This window comes from Streptomyces sp. NPDC045846 (assembly GCF_056431605.1).
In genome coordinates this window covers 1-19,258 of the sequence record NZ_JBWKKJ010000002.1, presented here as the reverse complement: position 1 = coordinate 19,258, position 19,258 = coordinate 1, and the positions used below count along the sequence as shown (strand labels likewise).

At 71.2% G+C, this 19,258-nt stretch carries 15 protein-coding genes and 1 rRNA gene; 7 read left to right on the top strand and 9 right to left on the bottom strand.

The window, feature by feature from the left end:
* Positions 1–4 precede the first annotated feature (4 nt).
* Positions 5–2,854, bottom strand: coding sequence for a preprotein translocase subunit SecA (gene secA, locus AC07F3_RS05110; RefSeq protein ID WP_479110660.1), 2,850 nt, complete (start codon positions 2,852–2,854; stop codon positions 5–7).
* Positions 2,855–3,052: 198 nt separating this feature from the next.
* Between secA and AC07F3_RS05105 the strand changes: the two genes are divergently transcribed.
* Both AC07F3_RS05105 and AC07F3_RS05100 read left to right on the top strand, forming a co-directional pair.
* Positions 3,053–3,625 carry a GNAT family N-acetyltransferase gene (locus AC07F3_RS05105; protein WP_479110658.1) on the top strand — a complete coding sequence of 191 codons (573 nt, stop codon included), beginning with the start codon at positions 3,053–3,055 and terminating at the stop codon, positions 3,623–3,625.
* A 42-nt stretch (positions 3,626–3,667) separates the two neighbouring features.
* Complete coding sequence (locus AC07F3_RS05100; protein WP_479110656.1) at positions 3,668–4,834, top strand: winged helix-turn-helix domain-containing protein; 1,167 nt, start codon at positions 3,668–3,670, stop codon at positions 4,832–4,834.
* Here the strand turns inward: AC07F3_RS05100 and AC07F3_RS05095 are convergent.
* The 7 genes from AC07F3_RS05095 to mtnA all read right to left on the bottom strand — a co-directional run bounded on the left by AC07F3_RS05095 (position 4,827) and on the right by mtnA (position 13,489).
* Positions 4,827–5,585 (bottom strand): response regulator, encoded by a 759-nt coding sequence (locus tag AC07F3_RS05095; protein ID WP_479110654.1) that lies wholly within the window; start codon positions 5,583–5,585, stop codon positions 4,827–4,829. The two genes, AC07F3_RS05100 and AC07F3_RS05095, sit on opposite strands and share 8 nt — an antisense overlap.
* A 248-nt stretch (positions 5,586–5,833) precedes the next feature.
* Positions 5,834–6,523 (bottom strand): ribosome hibernation-promoting factor, HPF/YfiA family, encoded by a 690-nt coding sequence (gene hpf, locus AC07F3_RS05090; RefSeq protein WP_479110652.1) that lies wholly within the window; start codon positions 6,521–6,523, stop codon positions 5,834–5,836.
* A 314-nt stretch (positions 6,524–6,837) separates the two neighbouring features.
* Positions 6,838–7,665, bottom strand: coding sequence for a ComF family protein (locus tag AC07F3_RS05085; protein ID WP_479110650.1), 828 nt, complete (start codon positions 7,663–7,665; stop codon positions 6,838–6,840).
* 106 nt (positions 7,666–7,771) lie between these two features.
* Positions 7,772–9,655, bottom strand: coding sequence for an LpqB family beta-propeller domain-containing protein (locus tag AC07F3_RS05080; protein ID WP_479110648.1), 1,884 nt, complete (start codon positions 9,653–9,655; stop codon positions 7,772–7,774).
* Positions 9,645–11,645 (bottom strand): MtrAB system histidine kinase MtrB, encoded by a 2,001-nt coding sequence (mtrB, locus tag AC07F3_RS05075; RefSeq protein WP_479110646.1) that lies wholly within the window; start codon positions 11,643–11,645, stop codon positions 9,645–9,647. Before mtrB ends, AC07F3_RS05080 begins: the two co-directional genes overlap by 11 nt.
* A gap of 1 nt (position 11,646) precedes the next feature.
* Complete coding sequence (gene mtrA / locus AC07F3_RS05070; RefSeq protein ID WP_189389435.1) at positions 11,647–12,336, bottom strand: two-component system response regulator MtrA; 690 nt, start codon at positions 12,334–12,336, stop codon at positions 11,647–11,649.
* A 4-nt stretch (positions 12,337–12,340) separates the two neighbouring features.
* On the bottom strand, positions 12,341–13,489 hold the full coding sequence (gene mtnA / locus AC07F3_RS05065) for an S-methyl-5-thioribose-1-phosphate isomerase (protein WP_479110644.1): 1,149 nt from the start codon (positions 13,487–13,489) through the stop codon (positions 12,341–12,343).
* A 158-nt stretch (positions 13,490–13,647) separates the two neighbouring features.
* Between mtnA and AC07F3_RS05060 the strand changes: the two genes are divergently transcribed.
* Genes AC07F3_RS05060 through AC07F3_RS05040 form a run of 5 tightly spaced genes read left to right on the top strand, consistent with a single transcriptional unit; the run spans position 13,648 to position 19,052 of the window.
* Positions 13,648–14,889: a DUF7847 domain-containing protein gene (locus AC07F3_RS05060; protein ID WP_479110643.1), complete on the top strand. Its 1,242-nt coding sequence runs from the start codon at positions 13,648–13,650 to the stop codon at positions 14,887–14,889.
* Between the two features lie 4 nt (positions 14,890–14,893).
* The gene (locus tag AC07F3_RS05055) at positions 14,894–15,583 is read left to right on the top strand and encodes a DUF4129 domain-containing protein (protein WP_479110641.1); all 690 of its coding nucleotides are present in this window, start codon (positions 14,894–14,896) and stop codon (positions 15,581–15,583) included.
* Entirely contained in the window at positions 15,580–16,752 is a 1,173-nt protein-coding gene (locus tag AC07F3_RS05050; protein ID WP_479110639.1) for a DUF4350 domain-containing protein, read from the top strand. The genes AC07F3_RS05055 and AC07F3_RS05050 overlap by 4 nt, the downstream gene beginning before the upstream one ends.
* Positions 16,749–17,732, top strand: coding sequence for an AAA family ATPase (locus AC07F3_RS05045; protein WP_479110637.1), 984 nt, complete (start codon positions 16,749–16,751; stop codon positions 17,730–17,732). The genes AC07F3_RS05050 and AC07F3_RS05045 overlap by 4 nt, the downstream gene beginning before the upstream one ends.
* A gap of 9 nt (positions 17,733–17,741) precedes the next feature.
* Positions 17,742–19,052, top strand: coding sequence for a DUF58 domain-containing protein (locus AC07F3_RS05040; protein WP_479110635.1), 1,311 nt, complete (start codon positions 17,742–17,744; stop codon positions 19,050–19,052).
* 135 nt (positions 19,053–19,187) lie between these two features.
* On the opposite strand, the gene rrf is transcribed toward AC07F3_RS05040, so the two are convergent.
* Positions 19,188–19,258 (bottom strand): 5S ribosomal RNA (gene rrf, locus AC07F3_RS05035); the annotation flags it as partial.

Here is a 19,258-nt window from a genome sequence, read left to right as displayed (position 1 = left end):
CGACCTACTTCTTGCGGCGACGGCCGCCCGTGGTCTTCTGCGCCTTGCGGCGCTCGGCGCGCGTCATGCCGTCCGACTCCGAGCGGGCCGGCTCGTCGTCGCCGTTGTCGAAGTCACCCTCGACGACACCGCCCTCGCCGTCCACCGTCGGCGCCGAGAAGTGCAGCCGGTCCGGGCGCTGCGGGGCGTCCAGGCCCTTGGCACGGATCTCCGGACGCGCGGCCGGGATGGTGTCCTCCTTGCCGAGCGAGGGAGCGGGCGCCGCGTCCTCCAGCGGCACCTCCTCGACCTGCTGCTCGACCTGGACCTCCAGGTTGAACAGGTAGCCGACCGACTCCTCCTTGATGCCCTCCATCATGGCGTTGAACATGTCGAAGCCCTCGCGCTGGTACTCGACCAGCGGGTCCTTCTGCGCCATGGCCCGCAGGCCGATGCCCTCCTGGAGGTAGTCCATCTCGTAGAGGTGCTCGCGCCACTTGCGGTCCAGGACCGACAGGACCACGCGGCGCTCCAGCTCACGCATGATGTCGGAGCCGAGCTGCTCCTCACGGGCGGCGTACTGCTCGTAGATGTCGTCCTTGACGGACTCGGCGATGAACTCGGCGGTGATGCCGGCCCGGTCGCCCGCTGCCTCCTCCAGCTCCTCCACGGTGACCTTCACCGGGTAGAGCTGCCTGAAGGCGCCCCACAGCCGGTCCAGGTCCCACTCCTCGGCGAAGCCCTCGACAGTCTCGGCCTGGATGTAGGCGTCGATCGTGTCGTCCATGAAGTGCCTGACCTGCTCGTGCAGGTCCTCGCCCTCCAGGACGCGGCGGCGCTCGCCGTAGATGACCTCGCGCTGGCGGTTGAGCACCTCGTCGTACTTCAGGACGTTCTTGCGGGTCTCGAAGTTCTGCTGCTCGACCTGCGACTGGGCGGACGCGATCGCGCGCGTCACCATCTTGTTCTCGATCGGGACGTCGTCCGGCACGTTCGCCATCGACATCACGCGCTCGACCATCTGGGCCTTGAACAGGCGCATCAGGTCGTCGCCGAGCGACAGGTAGAAGCGGGACTCGCCCGGGTCGCCCTGACGGCCGGAGCGGCCGCGCAGCTGGTTGTCGATGCGCCGCGACTCGTGCCGCTCGGTGCCAAGGACGTACAGGCCGCCGAGCTCCTTGACCTCTTCGAACTCGGCCTTGACGGCCTGCTCGGCCTTCTCCAGGGCGGCGGGCAGCGCGGCGGCCCACTCCTCGGCGTGCTCGACCGGGTCGAGGCCCGCCTGGCGCAGCTCGGCCTCGGCGAGGTCGTCCGGGTTGCCGCCGAGCTTGATGTCGGTGCCTCGTCCGGCCATGTTGGTGGCGACGGTGACGGCGCCCTTGCGGCCGGCCTGGGCGACGATCGTCGCCTCACGGTCGTGCTGCTTGGCGTTGAGCACCTCGTGCTGGATGCCGCGCTTGGAGAGCTGCTGCGAGAGGTACTCGGACTTCTCGACCGAGGTGGTGCCGACCAGGATCGGCTGGCCCTTCTCGTGCTTCTCGGCGATGTCGTCGACGACCGCCTCGAACTTGGCGACCTCGGTGCGGTAGATCAGGTCGGACTGGTCCTTGCGGACCATCGGCCGGTTGGTCGGGATCGGGACGACGCCGAGCTTGTAGATCTGGTGGAACTCGGCGGCCTCGGTCATCGCCGTACCGGTCATGCCGGAGAGGCCCGGCATTTCCTTGCCCTCTTGGTCGTGGCGCTTGTAGAGGCGGAAGAAGTTCTGCAGGGTGATCGTGGCGAGCGTCTGGTTCTCGTCCTTGATGTCCACCCCTTCCTTCGCCTCGATCGCCTGGTGCATGCCCTCGTTGTAGCGGCGGCCGGCGAGGATACGGCCGGTGTGCTCGTCAACGATCATGACTTCGCCGTCCATGACGACGTAGTCCTTGTCCTTCTTGAACAGTTCCTTCGCCTTGATGGCGTTGTTCAGGTAACCCACGAGCGGGGTGTTCACCGACTCGTAGAGGTTGTCGATGCCCAGCCAGTCCTCGACCTTGGCCACGCCCGGCTCGTGGATGGCGACGGTGCGCTTCTTCTCGTCGACCTCGTAGTCGCCGGTCTCCTCGATGCCCTTCAGCGGGTTGCCCGCCTCGCCCTTGGACAGGCGCGTGACCAACTTGGCGAAGTCGCCGTACCACTTGGTGGCCTGGTCGGCCGGGCCGGAGATGATCAGCGGCGTACGGGCCTCGTCGACCAGGATCGAGTCGACCTCGTCGACGATCGCGAAGTTGTGGCCGCGCTGGACGAGCTCGTCCTGGGACCACGCCATGTTGTCGCGCAGGTAGTCGAAGCCGAACTCGTTGTTCGTGCCGTACGTGATGTCGCAGGCGTACTGGGCGCGACGCTCGGCGGGCGACATGTTGGCGAGGATGCAGCCGACCTCGAGACCGAGGAACTTGTGCACCCGGCCCATCATCTCGGAGTCGCGCTCGGCCAGGTAGTCGTTGACCGTGATCAGGTGCACGCCGTTGCCGGACAGCGCGTTCAGGTACGCCGGCAGCGTGCCGACGAGGGTCTTGCCCTCACCGGTCTTCATCTCGGCGACGTAGCCGAGGTGCAGGGCGGCGCCACCCATCATCTGGACGTCGTAGTGACGCTGGCCCAGGACGCGCTTGGCGGCCTCGCGCACGGTCGCGAAGGCCTCGGGGAGCAGGTCGTTCAGGCTCTCGCCGCCCGCGTACCGCTCCTTGTACTCGTCGGTGAGGGCACGCAGCTCGGCGTCGGAGAGGTTGACGAAGTCCTCTTCGATGGAGTTGACCTGGTCCGCGATGCGGTGCAGCTTGCGCAGGATCTTGCCTTCGCCTGCACGCATGATCTTTGAGAGGACGGACACGGGGGTTGGTCTCCTTGCCGGTCGGGCCTGGCGCGGTCGAGTGGCTATGGGTGTGGGTACAGCAACGGTCATCGTATGCGAGGACCCGGCCGCGCCGGGAGGTCTGCCGTTACGACAACGGACGGGACTCCCCGAAGGTGCCGGGCCGGGCGGCAAATGAGGTTGGCTCCGGCCGCACGGACCACGGACAATCTGCCGATGGACCCCGTGACCCTCACCACCGACCGCCTGCTGCTGCGCCCCGTCGGCCCCCAGGACGCCGAGGCCCTCTGGGCGGCTTGTCAGGATCCCGACATCCAGCGCTGGACCACCGTCCCCTCGCCGTACCTGCGCGAGCACGCGGACGACTTCACCTCGACCCACTGCCCGGACGGCTGGCGCAACGACACCGACTACGCCTTCGCCGTCCTGACCGCGGACGGTGCGGCCCTGGTCGCCGTGCTCGGGGTGACGCGGCGCGGGCCGGGCCTGGCCGAGCTGGGCTTCTGGGCGGTCAAGGAGCACCGGGGCCGCGGTTACATGACCGAGGCCGCGACGGCCGCGGCCCGCTGGGCCTTCGAGTCGGCCGCCGTCGACCGCCTGGAGTGGCGGGCGGAGGTCGGCAACGAGGCCTCCCGCGCGGTCGCCCTGAAGCTCGGATTCACCATGGAGGGCATTCTGCGCTCGTCGACCGTGCACCAGGGCTCCCGCAGGGACAGCTGGGTCGGCGCCCTGCTCCCCTCCGACCTGGGCCTGCCCGGCCTGCTCCCCTACCTGCCCGCACGGAGCTGATCCGGCCCCGCGTTGTCAGTGGCGGCCACTATCGTGCGGAGCATGACGAGCCTGCCGCCTCCCGCCGCCGAACTGTCCGCCGACGAGGCCCGCCGGATAGCCCTGCGCGCCCAGGGCCTCCTCGGCGCGGCCGACCGGCGCGGCGGGGTGCGCGGGGTGCTGCGCCACCTCGGCGCGGTCCAGCTCGACACCATCTCGGTGCTCGCCCGCTCGCACGAGCTCATTCCGTACGCCCGCCTCGGCGCGGTCGGCCGCAAGGCCGTCGAGGAGGCGTACTGGAGCGGTGGCCACTCCTTCGAGTACTGGTCGCACGCGGCGTGCGTCCTGCCCGTCGAGGAGTGGCCCCACTTCGCCTTCCGCCGCCGCGCCTACCGCTCGCGGCCGCACTGGAACCACGAGCTGCCGGACGGCACGTACGAGCAGGTGATCAAGCAGCTGCGCGCCGAAGGCCCGCTCACGGCAACGGACTTGGGCGGCGCCAAGAACAAGGGCGAGTGGTGGGACTGGTCGGCGTCCAAGGTCGCCGTCGAGCGGGCGCTGATGTACGGCGAGGTGGTCTGCACGGAGCGGCGCGGCTGGAAGCGGGTGTACGACCTGGCCGAGCGGGCCATTCCGGGCGTCCTGCTCCATGACGATCTGGACGACACCGAGTGCCTGCGCCGCCTGGTGCGGCTGGCCGGGCAGTCGCTGGGGGTCGGCACCCGCGCGGACATCGCGGACTACCACCGCATCAAGGGCGAGCAGTTCGACGCGGTGGTCGACGCATCCGGTCTGGTGCCCGTCACCGTGCAGGGCTGGTCCAAGCCGGCCTGGGCGGACCCCGAGGCGCTGGCCACCGAGCCGCGCGGCCGCCACCGCACCACGCTGCTTTCGCCGTTCGACTCCCTGGTCTGGGAGCGCGCCCGCACCGAGCGGCTCTTCGGCTTCACCCACCGCCTGGAGGCCTACGTCCCCAAGCCGAAGCGGATCCACGGGTACTTCGCGATGCCGCTGCTCTCCGGCGGCAGGCTGATCGGCCGGGTCGACCCGGCGCGCGAGGGCCGCACCCTGGTCGCCAAGCAGGTCTCGCTCGACTCGCCGAAGGCCGTACGGCCCATGGCGCAGGCCCTGTTGGAGGCCGCCCGGTGGGTGGGCTGCGAGTCGGTACGGGTCGAGCGGGCCGGGACACCGCAGGAGGTCGCGGCGCTCACCTCGGCACTGGCTACCTGATCTCCAGGATCTTCTCGCGCATCGCGTAGACCACCGCTTCCATCCTGGAGTGCAGCTGCAGCTTCTCCAGGATGTTGCGCACGTGGTTCTTCACGGTGTTCTCGGAGATGAACAACTCCTTGGCGATGTCACGGTTGTTCATTCCGGTGGCCACCAGCTTGAGGACCTCCAGCTCACGGTCGGTGAGCCGGGGGGCGGGCACCAGGCGGCGCTCGTCGGTGCGCTGGATCATCGACTTGAACTCGGTGAGCAGCTTGGAGGCCATCGAGGGGCTGATCTGGGACTGCCCGTCGGCGACCGCCCGGATCGCAGTGGCCACCTCGTCGGTGGAGATCTCCTTGAGGAGGTAGCCGGTCGCGCCCGCCTTGATCGCGTCGTAGAGGTCGGCCTCCTCGTCGCTGATCGTCAGCATGATGATCTTCGCGCTGGGGGCCACCTCCTTGATGGAGGTGCAGGCCTCGATGCCGCCGCGCCGGGGCATCCGCACGTCCATCAGCACGATGTCCGGCAGCAGATCGGCCGCCTTGTCCACCGCCTCCGCGCCGTCCCCCGCCTCGCCGACGACCTGGATGTCCTCCTCGGCGGCCAGCACGATCTCCAGGCCCCGGCGGAACAGGGCGTGGTCGTCCACCACCAGGACCCGGATCGGCTCCTTGCGGGACCCGCCCGCGTGCATGCCGGCCTCGTGGTCCCCACCGCTCGGGCTGTCGGCATGGGAACCGTCGTGCACCGGCCCGAAGCTGTCCGCCATCGTTCCTCCCCCTGAAGGCCGTGGCCCGCGTTGGTGTGCTGCCCAACCATGCTCCAGGGAGCTGCGGTTGGCGTGCGAGGCCATGATTTCATGCCCGGCCGACAGAAGGGTGATCCCGTGGTCGCACGGTGGTGCCCCCGGGGGCGCACAAGCGCTCCAGGGGCACCATCACCCGGTGGTACGGCGTGCCGTCCGCGGACGTTCAGCGCGCCGGGCCAGCGGGTCCTCCGTGGTCCTTCCGGCCGGGGTCAGCCGCCCAGCGCACCGCCCGCGCCGCTCGCGTCCTCACCGGCGAGCGGGTCGGTCTCAAGGTGGATGACGCCGTAGTCGTAGGCGTGCCGCCGGTAGACGACACTGGGGTGCTTCGTCTCCGAGTCGACGAACAGGTAGAAGTCGTGCCCGACCAGCTCCATCTCGTAGAGCGCCTGGTCGAGCGTCATCGGGGCTGCGACATGCGTCTTCTCGCGGACCACCAGCGGTCCTTCGCCCTGCACCTCGAGCGAGCCGATCCTGGTGGTGGGAATGCGCTCTTCCTTCGAACCGTCCACAGGCTCGCCGTTTCCGTTCAACTCCGCGACACCCGGCACGACATCGACGACCTCGGCGGCCGAGAGCCGCCCGTTGCCCCGGCGCGTGTAGCGCTTGTCGTGCTGCTTGCGCAGCCGCGCCTCCAGCTTGCCGGTCGCCAGGTCGAGCGCCGCGTACGGGTCTGCTGCCGCCGCCTCCGCACGGATCACCGGGCCGCGCGAGTGGAGGGTGATCTCCACCCGGTCCGAACGGTCCGCCTGCCGCGGGTTGTGTTCCTTGGACACCTCGACGTCGAGGCTGATTACCTTGCCGTCGAGCTTCTGGATCTTCTCCAGCTTCAGCTTCTCGGCCACGTGCTTGCGGAACCGCTCGGGCACCTCGGTCTTGCGGCCCTTGACGACGATGTCCACGCAGAACTCCGTTCCCGGATCACTCCGCCTCAGAGCGGAGCTGCTCCCTTTTGCACCAGACCCCGGTGAGTGCCGGGGCGTCGGACTCGGTGACGTATCACCTCCTCCTCCCCCGTCGAGAAGATCCCCACCCCACCAAGTCGGGGGTAAGTGAAAACGCGCCGAAGCTCAGCCGTGCATTAAGTGAACGGTCTTTCGCCATTCCTCACAACCGAACATAGCTCGCCCGGCCGGATGTCGGCACCCGCTACCCGCACGTACCTCCACTCGGGTGTTTCCGTCCTCTCACTACCTGCAACGATGCGGCTTCTCGGTCAGTTCCGTTTTGTCGCGAACGATTCCGGAGTGGCCGCGATGACGGCGGCGACGGGGCGCGGAACACCGGCGTCCCACGCCTTCAATCCGGCTCCCCAGCGGCGATGCGCTGTCCCCGCCCGGGGAGGGCCCAAAATTCCCTGCCTTGGGCATCCATCTCCGTCCACGACGTCCCTACGAGGACCGACTACCCCCGTCCCACGGATCGCACGCGCCGCTTCCACCAGCGATGCGCCCGTGGTCATCAGATCGTCCACCAGGACCACTCGGCCACCCGCCAGCAGCCCCTCACCACCGCCCGCCACCACCAGGGCCCCGGACAGATTCGCGAGCCGCTGCGGGGCGCTCAGGCCCGCCTGGTCGGCCACCGCACGCCGCTGGCGCAGCACCGCGGCCACCCTCGCGTCCGTCCCGGCCCGGCGCAGCTCACGCGCGGCGGCCAGCGCCACGCGCCGGGTCGCGTCGTGTCCGCGCGCCCGCACCGCACGCCGCGACGACGGCACCGGGACCAGCAGCAACGGCCCCCGCCCAGCCGGCCCGGCGGCAGCCCGCGCCGCGCCCGCCAGCGCCTGTCCCAGCACTCCGGCAAGGCCGAGGGCGCCCCGCTCCTTGTGCCCGAGCAGCACCGCGCGCACCGCGTCCTCGTAGGGCGCGGCCGCGTACACCGCGGGCAGCCCGGCCGGCTCCGGCTCGGGACGCACCCGGCACGCGGGCGCCCCGAGCAGCGCCGCCCTGCACCGCTCGCACAACGCCGTACGCGGCCTCCCGCAGCCGCCGCAGGCGGTCGGCAGCACAAGGCCGGAGAACTCCCGCCACCACCCCCGCATGGCTTCCACTGTGCCAAGGGGAGCGGGACCCGGCCACCCCTGTGGAAAACCCGCGCCGGGCCCGGAGGGCTGTGGAAAACCTTCCGCACGGGCCCCGGGCGGCCGGCTATCCCGGATACGCGGGCGCCGAGCCCTTCTTGACGGCCGTCCGCCAGTTCGCCCCCGGCGGCAGCCGCACGATGCCGTCCTCCTGCGAATGCGCCACCAGGGGCATCCGGTCGTCGTCGGTGGCCGCGATGTCCGTGACCTTGTTGACGCTCGGCAGGGTGCCGGACGCCGAGGTCGACCCGTCCGTCTGCACATAGCGCAGCTGCTGGGAGACCCCGCCGGTCTCCTTGCCGACCACGACCAGGCGGCTGCGCCCGGCCCAGGACACGGCGGTGACGTCCTCCATCTGCGGCGCCCCGGGGCGCAGTTCGACTACGGACACCATGCTCTTGTCGCCTCCGCCGCTGCGCTCCACCCGGCCGATCCGCAGCGTCGTATGGCCGCCCTGGGACACGAGCAGCGCGACGCGCACACCGTCCGCCGCCATGCGGACCTGCTGGATCTGCGCGCCGTTGAGGCCGGCGACATCGACGGCCTCCGGCTCCCCCGCGCCCTGCGCGAGGCGCAGCAGCCGCGGCTTGGCCTGATTGCGGTCGGCCACCCACAGGTCTCCCCGCCCGTCCCAACTGGGCGCCGACAGGCCGCCGTTCTTCGCGTCCTTGTCGTCGCTGGTCACCGTCGTCCGCACCAGCTCGCCACCCGCCGAGAGCGGCGCCACCAGCAGGGACCTGCCGTCCGCCGACACCCCGGCCGCGCGCTTCTCGTCCCGTGAGACCGCGACCGTGCGCACCTGCTGCTCGCCCTTGCCGAACGGGCCCTGCACCGGCTCGGTCACCACCGAGTCGTCCGAGCTGTCCGAACTGTCGGAGCCGCCGGCGTCGGCCCGCATCCGCTCCACATGGCCACCAGCGTCCACGAAGTACTGACCGGGGCTGGTCGACATGCGGTCCGGCGCGTACGTCTCGGCCTGGCCACCGCTGAGCACGCACAGCGGGGAGCCGTCGGCCCCGTCGAACTCCACCTGGGATATCGGCGTATTCGTCAGATCCCGCAGGGTGAAAAGGAGTTGGGCCGCCATCCGCTTGCACTGCGCCCCACCGGCGTTGGAGGCCCGCTCGTTCAGTGGCACCTTCAGGGCGTTGCGATCGTCCAGGGACAGCGACTTGGTGCCGCCCTTCAGCGCCGTCCCCGTCGGAAACGTCGAAGTGACCACCGGCTTCAGCCAGTTGGTCGGACCGTCCAGCACCGACTGCACCGTCTGCGTGACCAGGTTCATCTGCGTCTCGGGGTCGGTGCGCTGGCGCACGTACACCGGGTCGGCGACGAGGCGGTTCTGCCCGGCGGCGAAGTAGTACGTGTTGACGGAGCGGTAGATGCGCTGGAAGTCGGACTGCCCGAGCAGCAGCCCTTCCGGCAGCGCGTCGATGCGCCACTCCTTGCCCGTGCCGTCGGGCCCGCTCTGGCGCACCAGGTGGATGGTCTGGCTGTACGTGTCCTGCGGCTTGGCCGGCTGGTAGGCGCGCTGCTTGTCGACCACGGCGACGGGCTTGCCGGACACCGTGAACGTGAAGCCGTTCGAGTCCGCGCCGCGGTCGCTGGACCGGTTGGGCTGCGGGTCGGGGCCGTCGGCCAGCACGGTGACCTGGTTGGCCTGCCAGTCCTTGGCCGCCTTCACGGTCAGGTACTGGCGGGCCATCGCGAACTTCGGGTCGTCGCTGGTCATCGCCTCGAGGAAGCCCGCGACGATCTCGTTGGGCTCGGCGCCGGGCCGCGGTGGCACCGCGTACACCTGCACCTGCGAATCGGCCCGCTGGGACGCCGAAACCGAGTGCACGTCGCCGCTGCTCGGCATGGACGCGCAGCCCGACACCAGCAGCGAGCCGCCACCCAGCACGACCACCGACCGCAGCAGTGCGCGGCCCCTCCCCCGGTCAGCGCCCACGGGCCGATCCCTCCTGGTCGGTCACTTCGGTGAGCCGCTCCTGGCCCACCGCGTCCTCCCCGCGCTCCGCGCCGGGGCGTGCGCCCTCCGCTTCGGTGCGCCGGGCCACCACCCGGCCCCCGCCACCACCCGGCAGCCCAGCGGGGCTGGCCGCGGGCCCCGAGGTGCGCGGGCGCACCGGGGCCGTGGGCGGCACGGGCAGCGCGGAACGGTCGAGCCGCGGCGTCGGCACGGTGGAGAGCCGGTTGCCCTGCGTCTGCGCGGACGCCGCCTCGGTCCGCGCCCGCTCACGGGCGGCCCGTGAGTCCTCCGGCTCCAGCGGTATCGGCGATCCGCGCAGCGGCTCGTCGGCGGTGCGCGGCAGGGTCAGCCGGAACTGGGAACCCCCGCCCGGCTCGCCCCAGGCCTGCAGCCAGCCGCCGTGCAGCCGGGCGTCCTCGACGGCGATCGACAGGCCGAGGCCGGTACCACCGGTGGTACGGGCGCGCGCCGGATCGGCCCGCCAGAACCGGTTGAACACCCGCGTCGCCTCGCCGGGCTTCAGCCCGACGCCGTAGTCCCGCACCGCGACCGCGACGGCTCCGCCCGCCGCCGCGAGGCGCACCACGACGTCCCGGCCCTCGCCGTGCTCGACGGCATTGACGACCAGGTTGCGCAGTACCCGCTCGACCCGGCGGGCGTCGGCCTCGGCGACCACGGGCTGCTCGTCACCGGCCACCCGTATCCGCGTGCCCTTGCGCTCGGCCAGCGGCTCGGCACCCTCGATGACCCGCCGTACGACCTCGCGAAGGTCTATCGGCTCGGCCTCCAGGGCCGCCGCTCCCGCGTCGAAGCGGCTGATCTCCAGGAGGTCGGCGAGCAGCGACTCGAACCGGTCCAGCTGCCCGGCGAGCAGCTCTGCCGAGCGTGCGGTCACCGGATCGAAGTCGACCCGCGCCTCGTGAATGACATCGGCTGCCATCCGTACCGTCGTCAGGGGGGTGCGCAGCTCGTGCGAGACGTCGGAGACGAACCGCCGCTGCATCCGCGACAGCTCCTCCAGCTGGTTGATCTTGCTCTGGAGGTTCTGCGCCATCTTGTTGAAGGCCTCGCCGAGGCGCGCGATGTCGTCCTCGCCGGTGACCTTCATACGCTCTCTGAGGACGCCCGTGGAGAGCCGTTCGGCGACTCCCGCGGCCATCCGGACCGGCGTCACCACCTGCCGCACCACGAGCCAGGCGATGGCCCCGAGCAGCACCACGACGAAGAGCCCGGCGGTCGCCAGGGTCGTCTTGACCAGGGTGAGCGACTTCTCCTCCTGCACCAGCGGGAAGAGGTAGTAGAGCTGGTAGGACTGCCCGTCGACGTCCTTGAGCCGGGTGCCCACGACCAGGCCCGGCTCGGCCTCCTGGCCGTCGGTGAACTTGATCGAGGTGTACGTCTTGAACGCGCCGGCCCCCTCGTCGACGCTGTCCCGCAGACTCTGCGGAACGCTCGCGCGAGGGTCGACGTATCCGGAGGCACGCGGCCCCCTGTTGCTGGAAGCCGAGTCCGAGTCCGATGAGGCCGACCCCAGGGCGACGACGTAGAACGCGCCCTGGCCGCTGCTCGCCAGCTGGGTCACCAGGTCGTTGCGCCAGCTCACCGACGAGCCGGAGCCCCGGCCCGCGGTGGTGTCGTCGCCACCGGTCGAGACGGGCGCGCCCGCCTTGTCCTTCGCGACCGCGAAACCGCCCGCGGACTGGCTCTCGGCCGCCTTCTCCTTGGTTTCGAGAAGGCCGTTGCGCACCGCGCCGATGACCACGAAGCCGAGCAGCAGGACGACGCCCAGCGACATCAGCAGGGTGGCCGCGACCACCCTGAGCTGGATGTTGCGCCGCCACAGCCGTGCGGCGGGCAGCAGCGGGCGCCGCAGCCAGCGCACGACGAGGCGCAGCACCGGACCGCCGGGCGCTCCTTCCTGGAGCAACCGGCCGCCCCAGGACGTCTTGCGCCCAGCTTCTTGGGTCATCTCAGCTCGGTCCTGCCTTGTAACCGACCCCACGGACGGTCACCACGATCTCCGGCCGCTCGGGGTCCTTCTCGACCTTCGAGCGCAGCCGCTGGACATGCACGTTGACCAGGCGGGTGTCCGCCGCGTGGCGGTAGCCCCAGACCTGTTCGAGCAGTACCTCCCGAGTGAACACCTGCCACGGCTTGCGGGCGAGCGCGACCAGCAGGTCGAACTCCAGCGGGGTCAGCGCGATCGACTGCCCGTCCCGCTTCACCGAGTGCCCCGCCACGTCGATGACCAGGTCGCCGATGGCGAGCTGTTCCGGCGCGGGCTCCTCCGACCTGCGCAGTCGGGCCCGGATCCGGGCGACCAGCTCCTTCGGCTTGAACGGCTTCACGATGTAGTCGTCGGCCCCGGACTCCAGGCCGACCACCACGTCCACGGTGTCGCTCTTCGCGGTGAGCATGACGATCGGCACACCCGACTCGGCCCTGATCAGCCTGCAGACCTCGATGCCGTCCCGTCCGGGCAGCATGAGATCGAGCAGCACCAGGTCGGGCTTGGCGTCACGGAATGCCGCCAGTGCCTTGTCGCCATCCGCTACGAACGACGGCTCAAAACCTTCTCCACGCAACACAATGCCGAGCATCTCGGCCAGTGCGGTGTCGTCGTCGACGACAAGGACGCGTCCCTTCATAAACGTCATCATCCCATTAGCTAATCGTTACCTGGCGTGACCTGGCACACAGCTCCCTCAGCCCGCCGCCTGTCACCGGGGACAGAACGCCCTCCTCCGTGACGATCGCCGTGACCAGTTCCGGCGGTGTCACATCGAAGGCGGGGTTGTACGCCTGCGTTCCCAGCGGTGCCACCGGCAGCCCGGATGCGGACCCCCAGCCGCCCCCCGGGACCTGCGGCGCAGTGAACTCCGTCACCTCCTGGCCGGGCCGCTGCTCGACCTCGATCGAAGCGCCGTCGGGAGTGTCCAGGTCCACCGTGGTGACCGGCGCGACCACGACGAACGGCACATGGTGGTACTTGGCGAGCACCGCGAGGGGATAGCTGCCCACCTTGTTGGCCACCGAGCCGTCGGCCGCGATGCGGTCGGCGCCGACGAGGACAGCATCCACCTCGCCGCTCGCGAACAGCGAGCCGGCCGCGTTGTCGCTCAGCAGGCTGTACGCCATCCCGCTGCCCGCCGCCTCGTACGCCGTCAGCCGCGCGCCCTGCAGCAGCGGCCGCGTCTCGTCGACCCACAGCCGCCGCAGTCGGCCCGCGCGATGCGCGGCCAGCGCGACCGCGAAGGCGGTGCCCTCGCCGCCGGAGACCAGTCGGCCGGTGTTGCAGTGGGTGAGGATGCGGTGACTGCCGCCCGGCATCAGCTCGTCGAGCAGTGCCAGCCCGTGCCGGGCCATCCGCGCGCTCGCCTCGGCGTCGGCCCGGTGCAGCTCCTTGGCCGCGGCCAGCGCCGCCGCCCCGGCCTCAACCGGCCCCACGCCCTTCTCCAGAGCCGCCCGGTACGCCCCGGCCGCCAGCCGCACGCCGTACCCCAGGTTCACCGCGGTGGGCCGCGCCCCCGCGAGGTGCGCCGCCGCCTCCTCCACGTCGTAGCCGCGGGCGGCGGCCAGCGCCACCCCGTAGGCCCCGGCGATGCCGAGCAGCGGGGCCCCGCGTACCGCCAGCGTCTGGATGGCCAGCACCAGCCCCGGCACATCCGTGCAGACGAGCTCCACCTCCTCGGCGGGCAGTCGGGTCTGGTCCAGGAGGACCAGCACGGGGCCCTCCGGCGGCTCGTCCCAGCGCAGCGAGGGGATTCCGGAAGGGCCGGGTCCCGTGGTGGTTCGCACGTCCTGATCAGCCATCTGCCCAGTCTGCCCCGTGAGCGGCCGACAATTGAAGGTGCGAACGAGATACGAGGGCAGGTCCGCGGCCGGGATCCACATGGCACCATGGCAGCCAACCCGAAGGAGCCGGCAGGCGCAGTCGCCGGTCCCGTGACCAATCCACGAGGTGGACGACCGTGAACGACTCTCCGGGCTGGGCTTCGCCCGGATCGGCCCCCTCCGACGGCGAAGACTCCGGCACGCCCCCGGCGCCCGAGCCCTCCGACCGGGCCCGCGCCTCCTCGAAGTGGTCGCAGGACCAGCCCCCGGCCACCCAGTGGTCCCCTCCGGGAGCCGGTCAGACGCCTCTGCCGCCCGCACCGGGCTGGGGCGGCCAGCAGGGCCGCGGCGGATGGGGCCAGGTGCCGGGGCAGCCCCCGGGCCCCAACTGGAACCAGAACTACGGCCGTCCGCCCGCCGCCAAGCCCGGTGTCATCCCGCTGCGCCCGCTGGGTGTCGGCGAGATCCTCGACGGGGCCGTCTCCACCGCCCGCGCCCACTGGCGCACCGTCCTCGGGCTGACGCTGACCGTTGCGGTGATCTCCCAGATCGCCCAGATCCTCACCGTCCGCTTCATCCTGCCGACCCCGGCCGCGGTCGACCCGAACGCCACCGGCACCGAGGCCATCAACCAGGCCTTCGACTCCTTGCAGTCCAGCCTGCTCGACCTCACGCCGCCCCTGATCATCGGCCAGCTCGCCACCCTCTTCACGACGGCCGTCCTCACCATCGTGGTCAGCCGGTCTGTGCTCGGCCGCCCGGTGAGCCTGGGCGCCGCGTGGGCCGAGGCCCGCCCGCGGCTGCTGAGCCTGCTCGGGCTGCTCGCCCTCCTGTTCGTCATGTTCGGCGCGATCTTCGCCGTCGGCATCCTCCCCGGCGCGCTCCTCGGGGGCGGCGGTGGCGCCGCACTCGCCGTACTCGGCGGCCTCGCCGCATCCGTGGTCGCCCTGTGGCTGTACGTCCGCTTCAGCCTGGCCTCCCCGGCTCTGATGCTGGAGCGGCAGAGCATCGTCCAGTCCCTGCGCCGCTCCACCAAGTTGGTCAACGGCTCCTGGTGGCGGATCCTCGGCATCACCCTGCTGACGTCGATCCTGATGGGCATCGTCTCGATGATCATCATGTTCCCGTTCACCGGGATCGCGATGGCGGTGAACAGCGACAACTTCCACGACCTGCTGAGCGGAACCACCCCCGAGTTCGGCTGGACGTACCTGGTCATCTCCGGGATCGGAGCCGTGATCGCGTCGGCCATCACCTACCCCATCGCCGCGGGTGTCAGCGTGCTGCTCTACATCGACCAGCGCATCCGCCGCGAGGCACTCGACCTCGAACTGGCCCGCGCCGCGGGCGTGCCCGGCTACGAGACACCCGGGAGCTGATGGAGTGTCAGGAGCGGGGGGCTTCATCACGGCACGACTGCTGAACGGCGCATCCGGACAGCCTCCGGTGGACATCGGACGCAACCCCGCCCGCGAGGCGGCCCATCGCGAACTGTCCGACCCGGCATACCACCAGAACGACCCGAGCCTCCTCCAGCGAGCCCTCAACGCCTTCTGGGACTGGGTCGGATCGCTCTTCGACTCCGCGTCCGGTGCCGCCCCCGGCGGCCCGCTCGGCCTGATCGTGATCGCCGTCGTCGTCCTCGCGCTGATCGCCGCACTGTGGTGGCGGCTCGGCAGCCCGCAGCGCACGGCCACTTCCGGGGGCACCGTGTTCGACGACCGCCCGCGCAGCGCCGCCGAACACCGCACCACCGCGGAGGCGCACGCCGCGGCCCGGCGCTGGAACGAAGCCGTCCAGGAACGGATGCGGGCCATCGTCCGCTCCCTGGAGGAGCGGGCCCTGCTCGACCCGCGCCCCGGCCGCACCGCCGACGAAGCGGCCGCCGAGGCGGGCCGTACGCTGCCCGGCCACACGGACCGGCTCCGCGCCGCCGCCCGGACGTTCGACGACGTCACATACGGCGGCCGCGCCACCGACGAGGCGGCATACGCACGGCTCCGCGACCTCGACCAGGACCTCGCCCGCACCAAACCCGTCCTGAGCGGCGCGACCCCGGGGGCCGTCGCATGACCGCACCCACCTCCACCTCGGTCACGGCACACCAGCTGTGGACCCGCACGCGCGGCCTGCTGCTCGCCCTCGCCGTCCTGCTCACGGCCGGCATCGCGCTCGCCGCCCTGCACTCCGACTCCCGGCACGGCAGCCTCGACCCCCGCTCCGCCGACCAGTACGGCAGCCGCGCCGTCGCCCAACTCCTCCAGGGCCAGGGTGTCTCCACCCGTGTGGTCACCACGCTGGACGAGGCGACAGCCTCCGTCGGCCCCGGCACCACCCTGCTGGTCGCCGTCCCCGACCTCCTGACCGAGGCACAGCAGCGCCAACTCCGCACCGCCACCGCCGACTCCGGCAGCCGTACGATCCTCGTCGCCCCCACCGAGGCGTCCCTGACGGTCCTCGCCCCCGGCGTACACACCGAGAGCCCCGTCCCGGTCAAGCCCCGTGACCCCGCCTGCACGCAGCCCGCCGCCCTGCGCGCGGGCCGTGCGGACACCGGCGGCGTCCGCTACGTGGCCCCTGACGAGGACGCCGAGGGCTGCTACGCGGCCGGCGGCCTTCCCACCCTGCTCCACACCGCGGGCCGAGGCCAGGGCGACACCGTCCTGCTCGGCGCCCCCGACATCCTGTTCAACCACCGGCTCGACAAAGAGGGCAACGCCTCTCTCGCTCTCCAACTGCTCGGCGCTCGACCCCATCTGGTCTGGTACCTCCCCTCGCTGGGTGACGCGTCTGCCACCGACGCCGGCAAACGCTCCTTCTTCGACCTGATCCCGTCCGGATGGCGCTGGGCCACCCTCCAACTCGCCCTCGCCGCCGTGCTCGCCGCCATCTGGCGCGCCCGCCGGCTCGGCCCGCTCGTCATCGAGCGACTCCCGGTCGCCATCCGCGCGTCCGAGGCCACGGAGGGCCGCGCCCGCCTCTACCGCAAGGCGAACGCCCGCGACCGTGCGGCCGACACCCTCCGTTCGGCCACCCGCACCCGCCTGGCCCCCCTCCTGGGCGTGGCCGCCTCCGCGGCACACTCACCCGAGGCGCTCGTCCCCGCCGTCGCCGCCCGGCTCCCCGCCGCCGACCGCGACCCCCTTTCCCTGCTCTTCGGCCCGACACCCGCCGACGACGCCGCACTGGTCCGCCTCGCGGACGACCTCGACGCCCTCGAAAGAGAGGTACGCACTTCATGAGCGACCGCACCCCCGAGTCCGCAGCGAACCCGGACAGCGCCCGCGCTTCCCTGGAAGCCCTGCGCGCCGAGATCGCCAAGGCCGTGGTCGGCCAGGACTCGGCCGTGACCGGCCTGGTCGTGGCCCTCCTCTGCCGCGGCCACGTGCTGCTCGAAGGTGTACCGGGTGTCGCCAAGACCCTTCTGGTGCGGGCGCTGGCGGCCTCCCTCGAACTCGACACCAAGCGCGTCCAGTTCACCCCCGATCTCATGCCGAGCGACGTCACCGGCTCGCTCATCTACGACGCCCGCAGTGCCGAGTTCTCCTTCCAGCCGGGGCCGGTCTTCACCAACCTGCTGCTCGCCGACGAGATCAACCGCACCCCGCCCAAGACCCAGTCGTCCCTCCTCGAAGCAATGGAGGAGCGCCAGGTCACGGTCGACGGCACCCCGCGTCCGCTGCCCGACCCGTTCCTGGTGGCCGCCACACAGAACCCGGTCGAGTACGAAGGCACCTACCCGCTGCCCGAGGCCCAACTGGACAGGTTCCTGCTGAAGTTGACGGTTCCGCTGCCGTCACGCCAGGACGAGATAGACGTGCTGGCCCGGCATGCGAACGGCTTCAACCCCCGCGACCTGAAGGCTGCGGGCGTGCGCCCGGTCGCCGGTCCCGCCGACCTCGAAGCCGCCCGCGCCGCCGTCGCCAAGACCTCCGTCTCGTCCGAGATCGCCGGCTATGTCGTCGATATCTGTCGTGCCACGCGTGAATCCCCCTCGCTCAACCTCGGGGTCTCCCCCCGAGGCGCCACCGCACTGCTCTCCACGGCCCGGGCCTGGGCCTGGCTCACCGGCCGGGACTACGTCACCCCGGACGATGTGAAAGCCCTGGCACTCCCCACACTTCGCCACCGCATCCAACTGCGCCCCGAAGCCGAGATGGAGGGTGTGACCGCCGACTCCGTCATCGCCTCGGTCCTCGCCCACGTCCCCGTGCCCCGCTGAGGCGCCCCCATGGCTCTCACCGGACGCTCCGCACTCCTGGCCGCTCTCGGCTCCATTCCCGTGGGCGTCTTCGCCCCGAGCTGGACCGGGATGCTGGCAGTCGACGGCCCCCTTGCACTCGCAATTCTGTGCGACTACGCCTGCGCCGCGCCAGTACGGAAGCTCCAGTTCACCCGAACTGGTGATACATCCGTTCGACTTGGTGACGCGGTCGAGGTCGGCCTCACCGTCACCAATCCGTCCAGCCGCCGCCTCCGCGCCCAGCTCAGGGACGCCTGGCCACCCAGCAGTTGGCCGACCGGAACCGAACAGGCCGCGTCCCGGCACCCGTTGACGATCCCGTCCGGCGAACGAAGCCGCCTGTCCACCACGCTGCGGCCGACCCGGCGGGGCGAACGGCACGCAGACCGCGTCACCGTCCGCTCGTACGGCCCGCTCGGCCTGGCCGCCCGCCAGGGCAGCCACCGCGTCCCCTGGGCCATCCGAGTGCTGCCGCCCTTCACCAGCCGCAAGCACCTTCCGTCCCGCCTGGCCCGGCTCCGTGAACTCGACGGCCGCACCAGCGTGTTGACCCGCGGCGAGGGAACCGAATTCGACAGCCTCCGCGAGTACGTTCCTGGCGATGACACCCGCTCCATCGACTGGCGTGCCACCGCCCGCCGGGGCAATGTCGCCATTCGAACCTGGCGTCCGGAGCGCGACCGCCACGTCCTGGTCGTCCTCGACACGGGTCGCACCTCGGCCGGCCGAGTCGGCGACGTGCCTCGGCTCGACGCAGCGATGGACGCCGCGCTGCTGCTCGCGGCCCTGGCCTCACGAGCCGGCGATCGCGTAGATCTCCTGGCGTACGACCGCCAGGTACGCGCGCAGGTGCAGGGCCGGGCCGCAGGCGAACTCCTGCCCGCACTGGTCAACGCGATGGCCCCGCTGGAGCCCTCCCTGGTGGAGACCGACGCCCGCGGCCTCAGCGCAGCAGCCCTGACCCATGCGCCTCGCCGCTCTCTGATCGTCCTGCTGACCAGCCTGGATACAGCGGCAGCCGAAGAGGGCCTGCTCCCCGTACTGCCGCAACTGACCAAGCGCCATACGGTGCTCGTGGCGTCTGTGGCCGACCCTCACATTCAGCGGATGGCAACGGCACGGGGTGACATCGAGGCGGTCTACGAAGCCGCAGCGGCCAGCCAGGCTCAGCAGCAGCGGCGCCGCATCGCCGAGAAACTGATGCGCCACGGCGCCACGGTCGTCGACGCCCCTCCGGACGGACTGGCGCCTGCTTTGGCCGACGCGTATCTCGAGCTGAAGGCGGCGGGCCGCCTGTAAACCAGGGGGGAAGGGGCCTGGAGGGCTTCCTCCAGGCCCCTTCCAGACTTTCGATTCCTCCCGTGAACGCGAAAAAGCCCCGCACCATGAACCCGTATTCCTACGGGTCTCGGTGCGGGGCTTTCCCCACAATTTGTTCGGCGGCGTCCTACTCTCCCACAGGGTCCCCCCTGCAGTACCATCGGCGCTGAAAGGCTTAGCTTCCG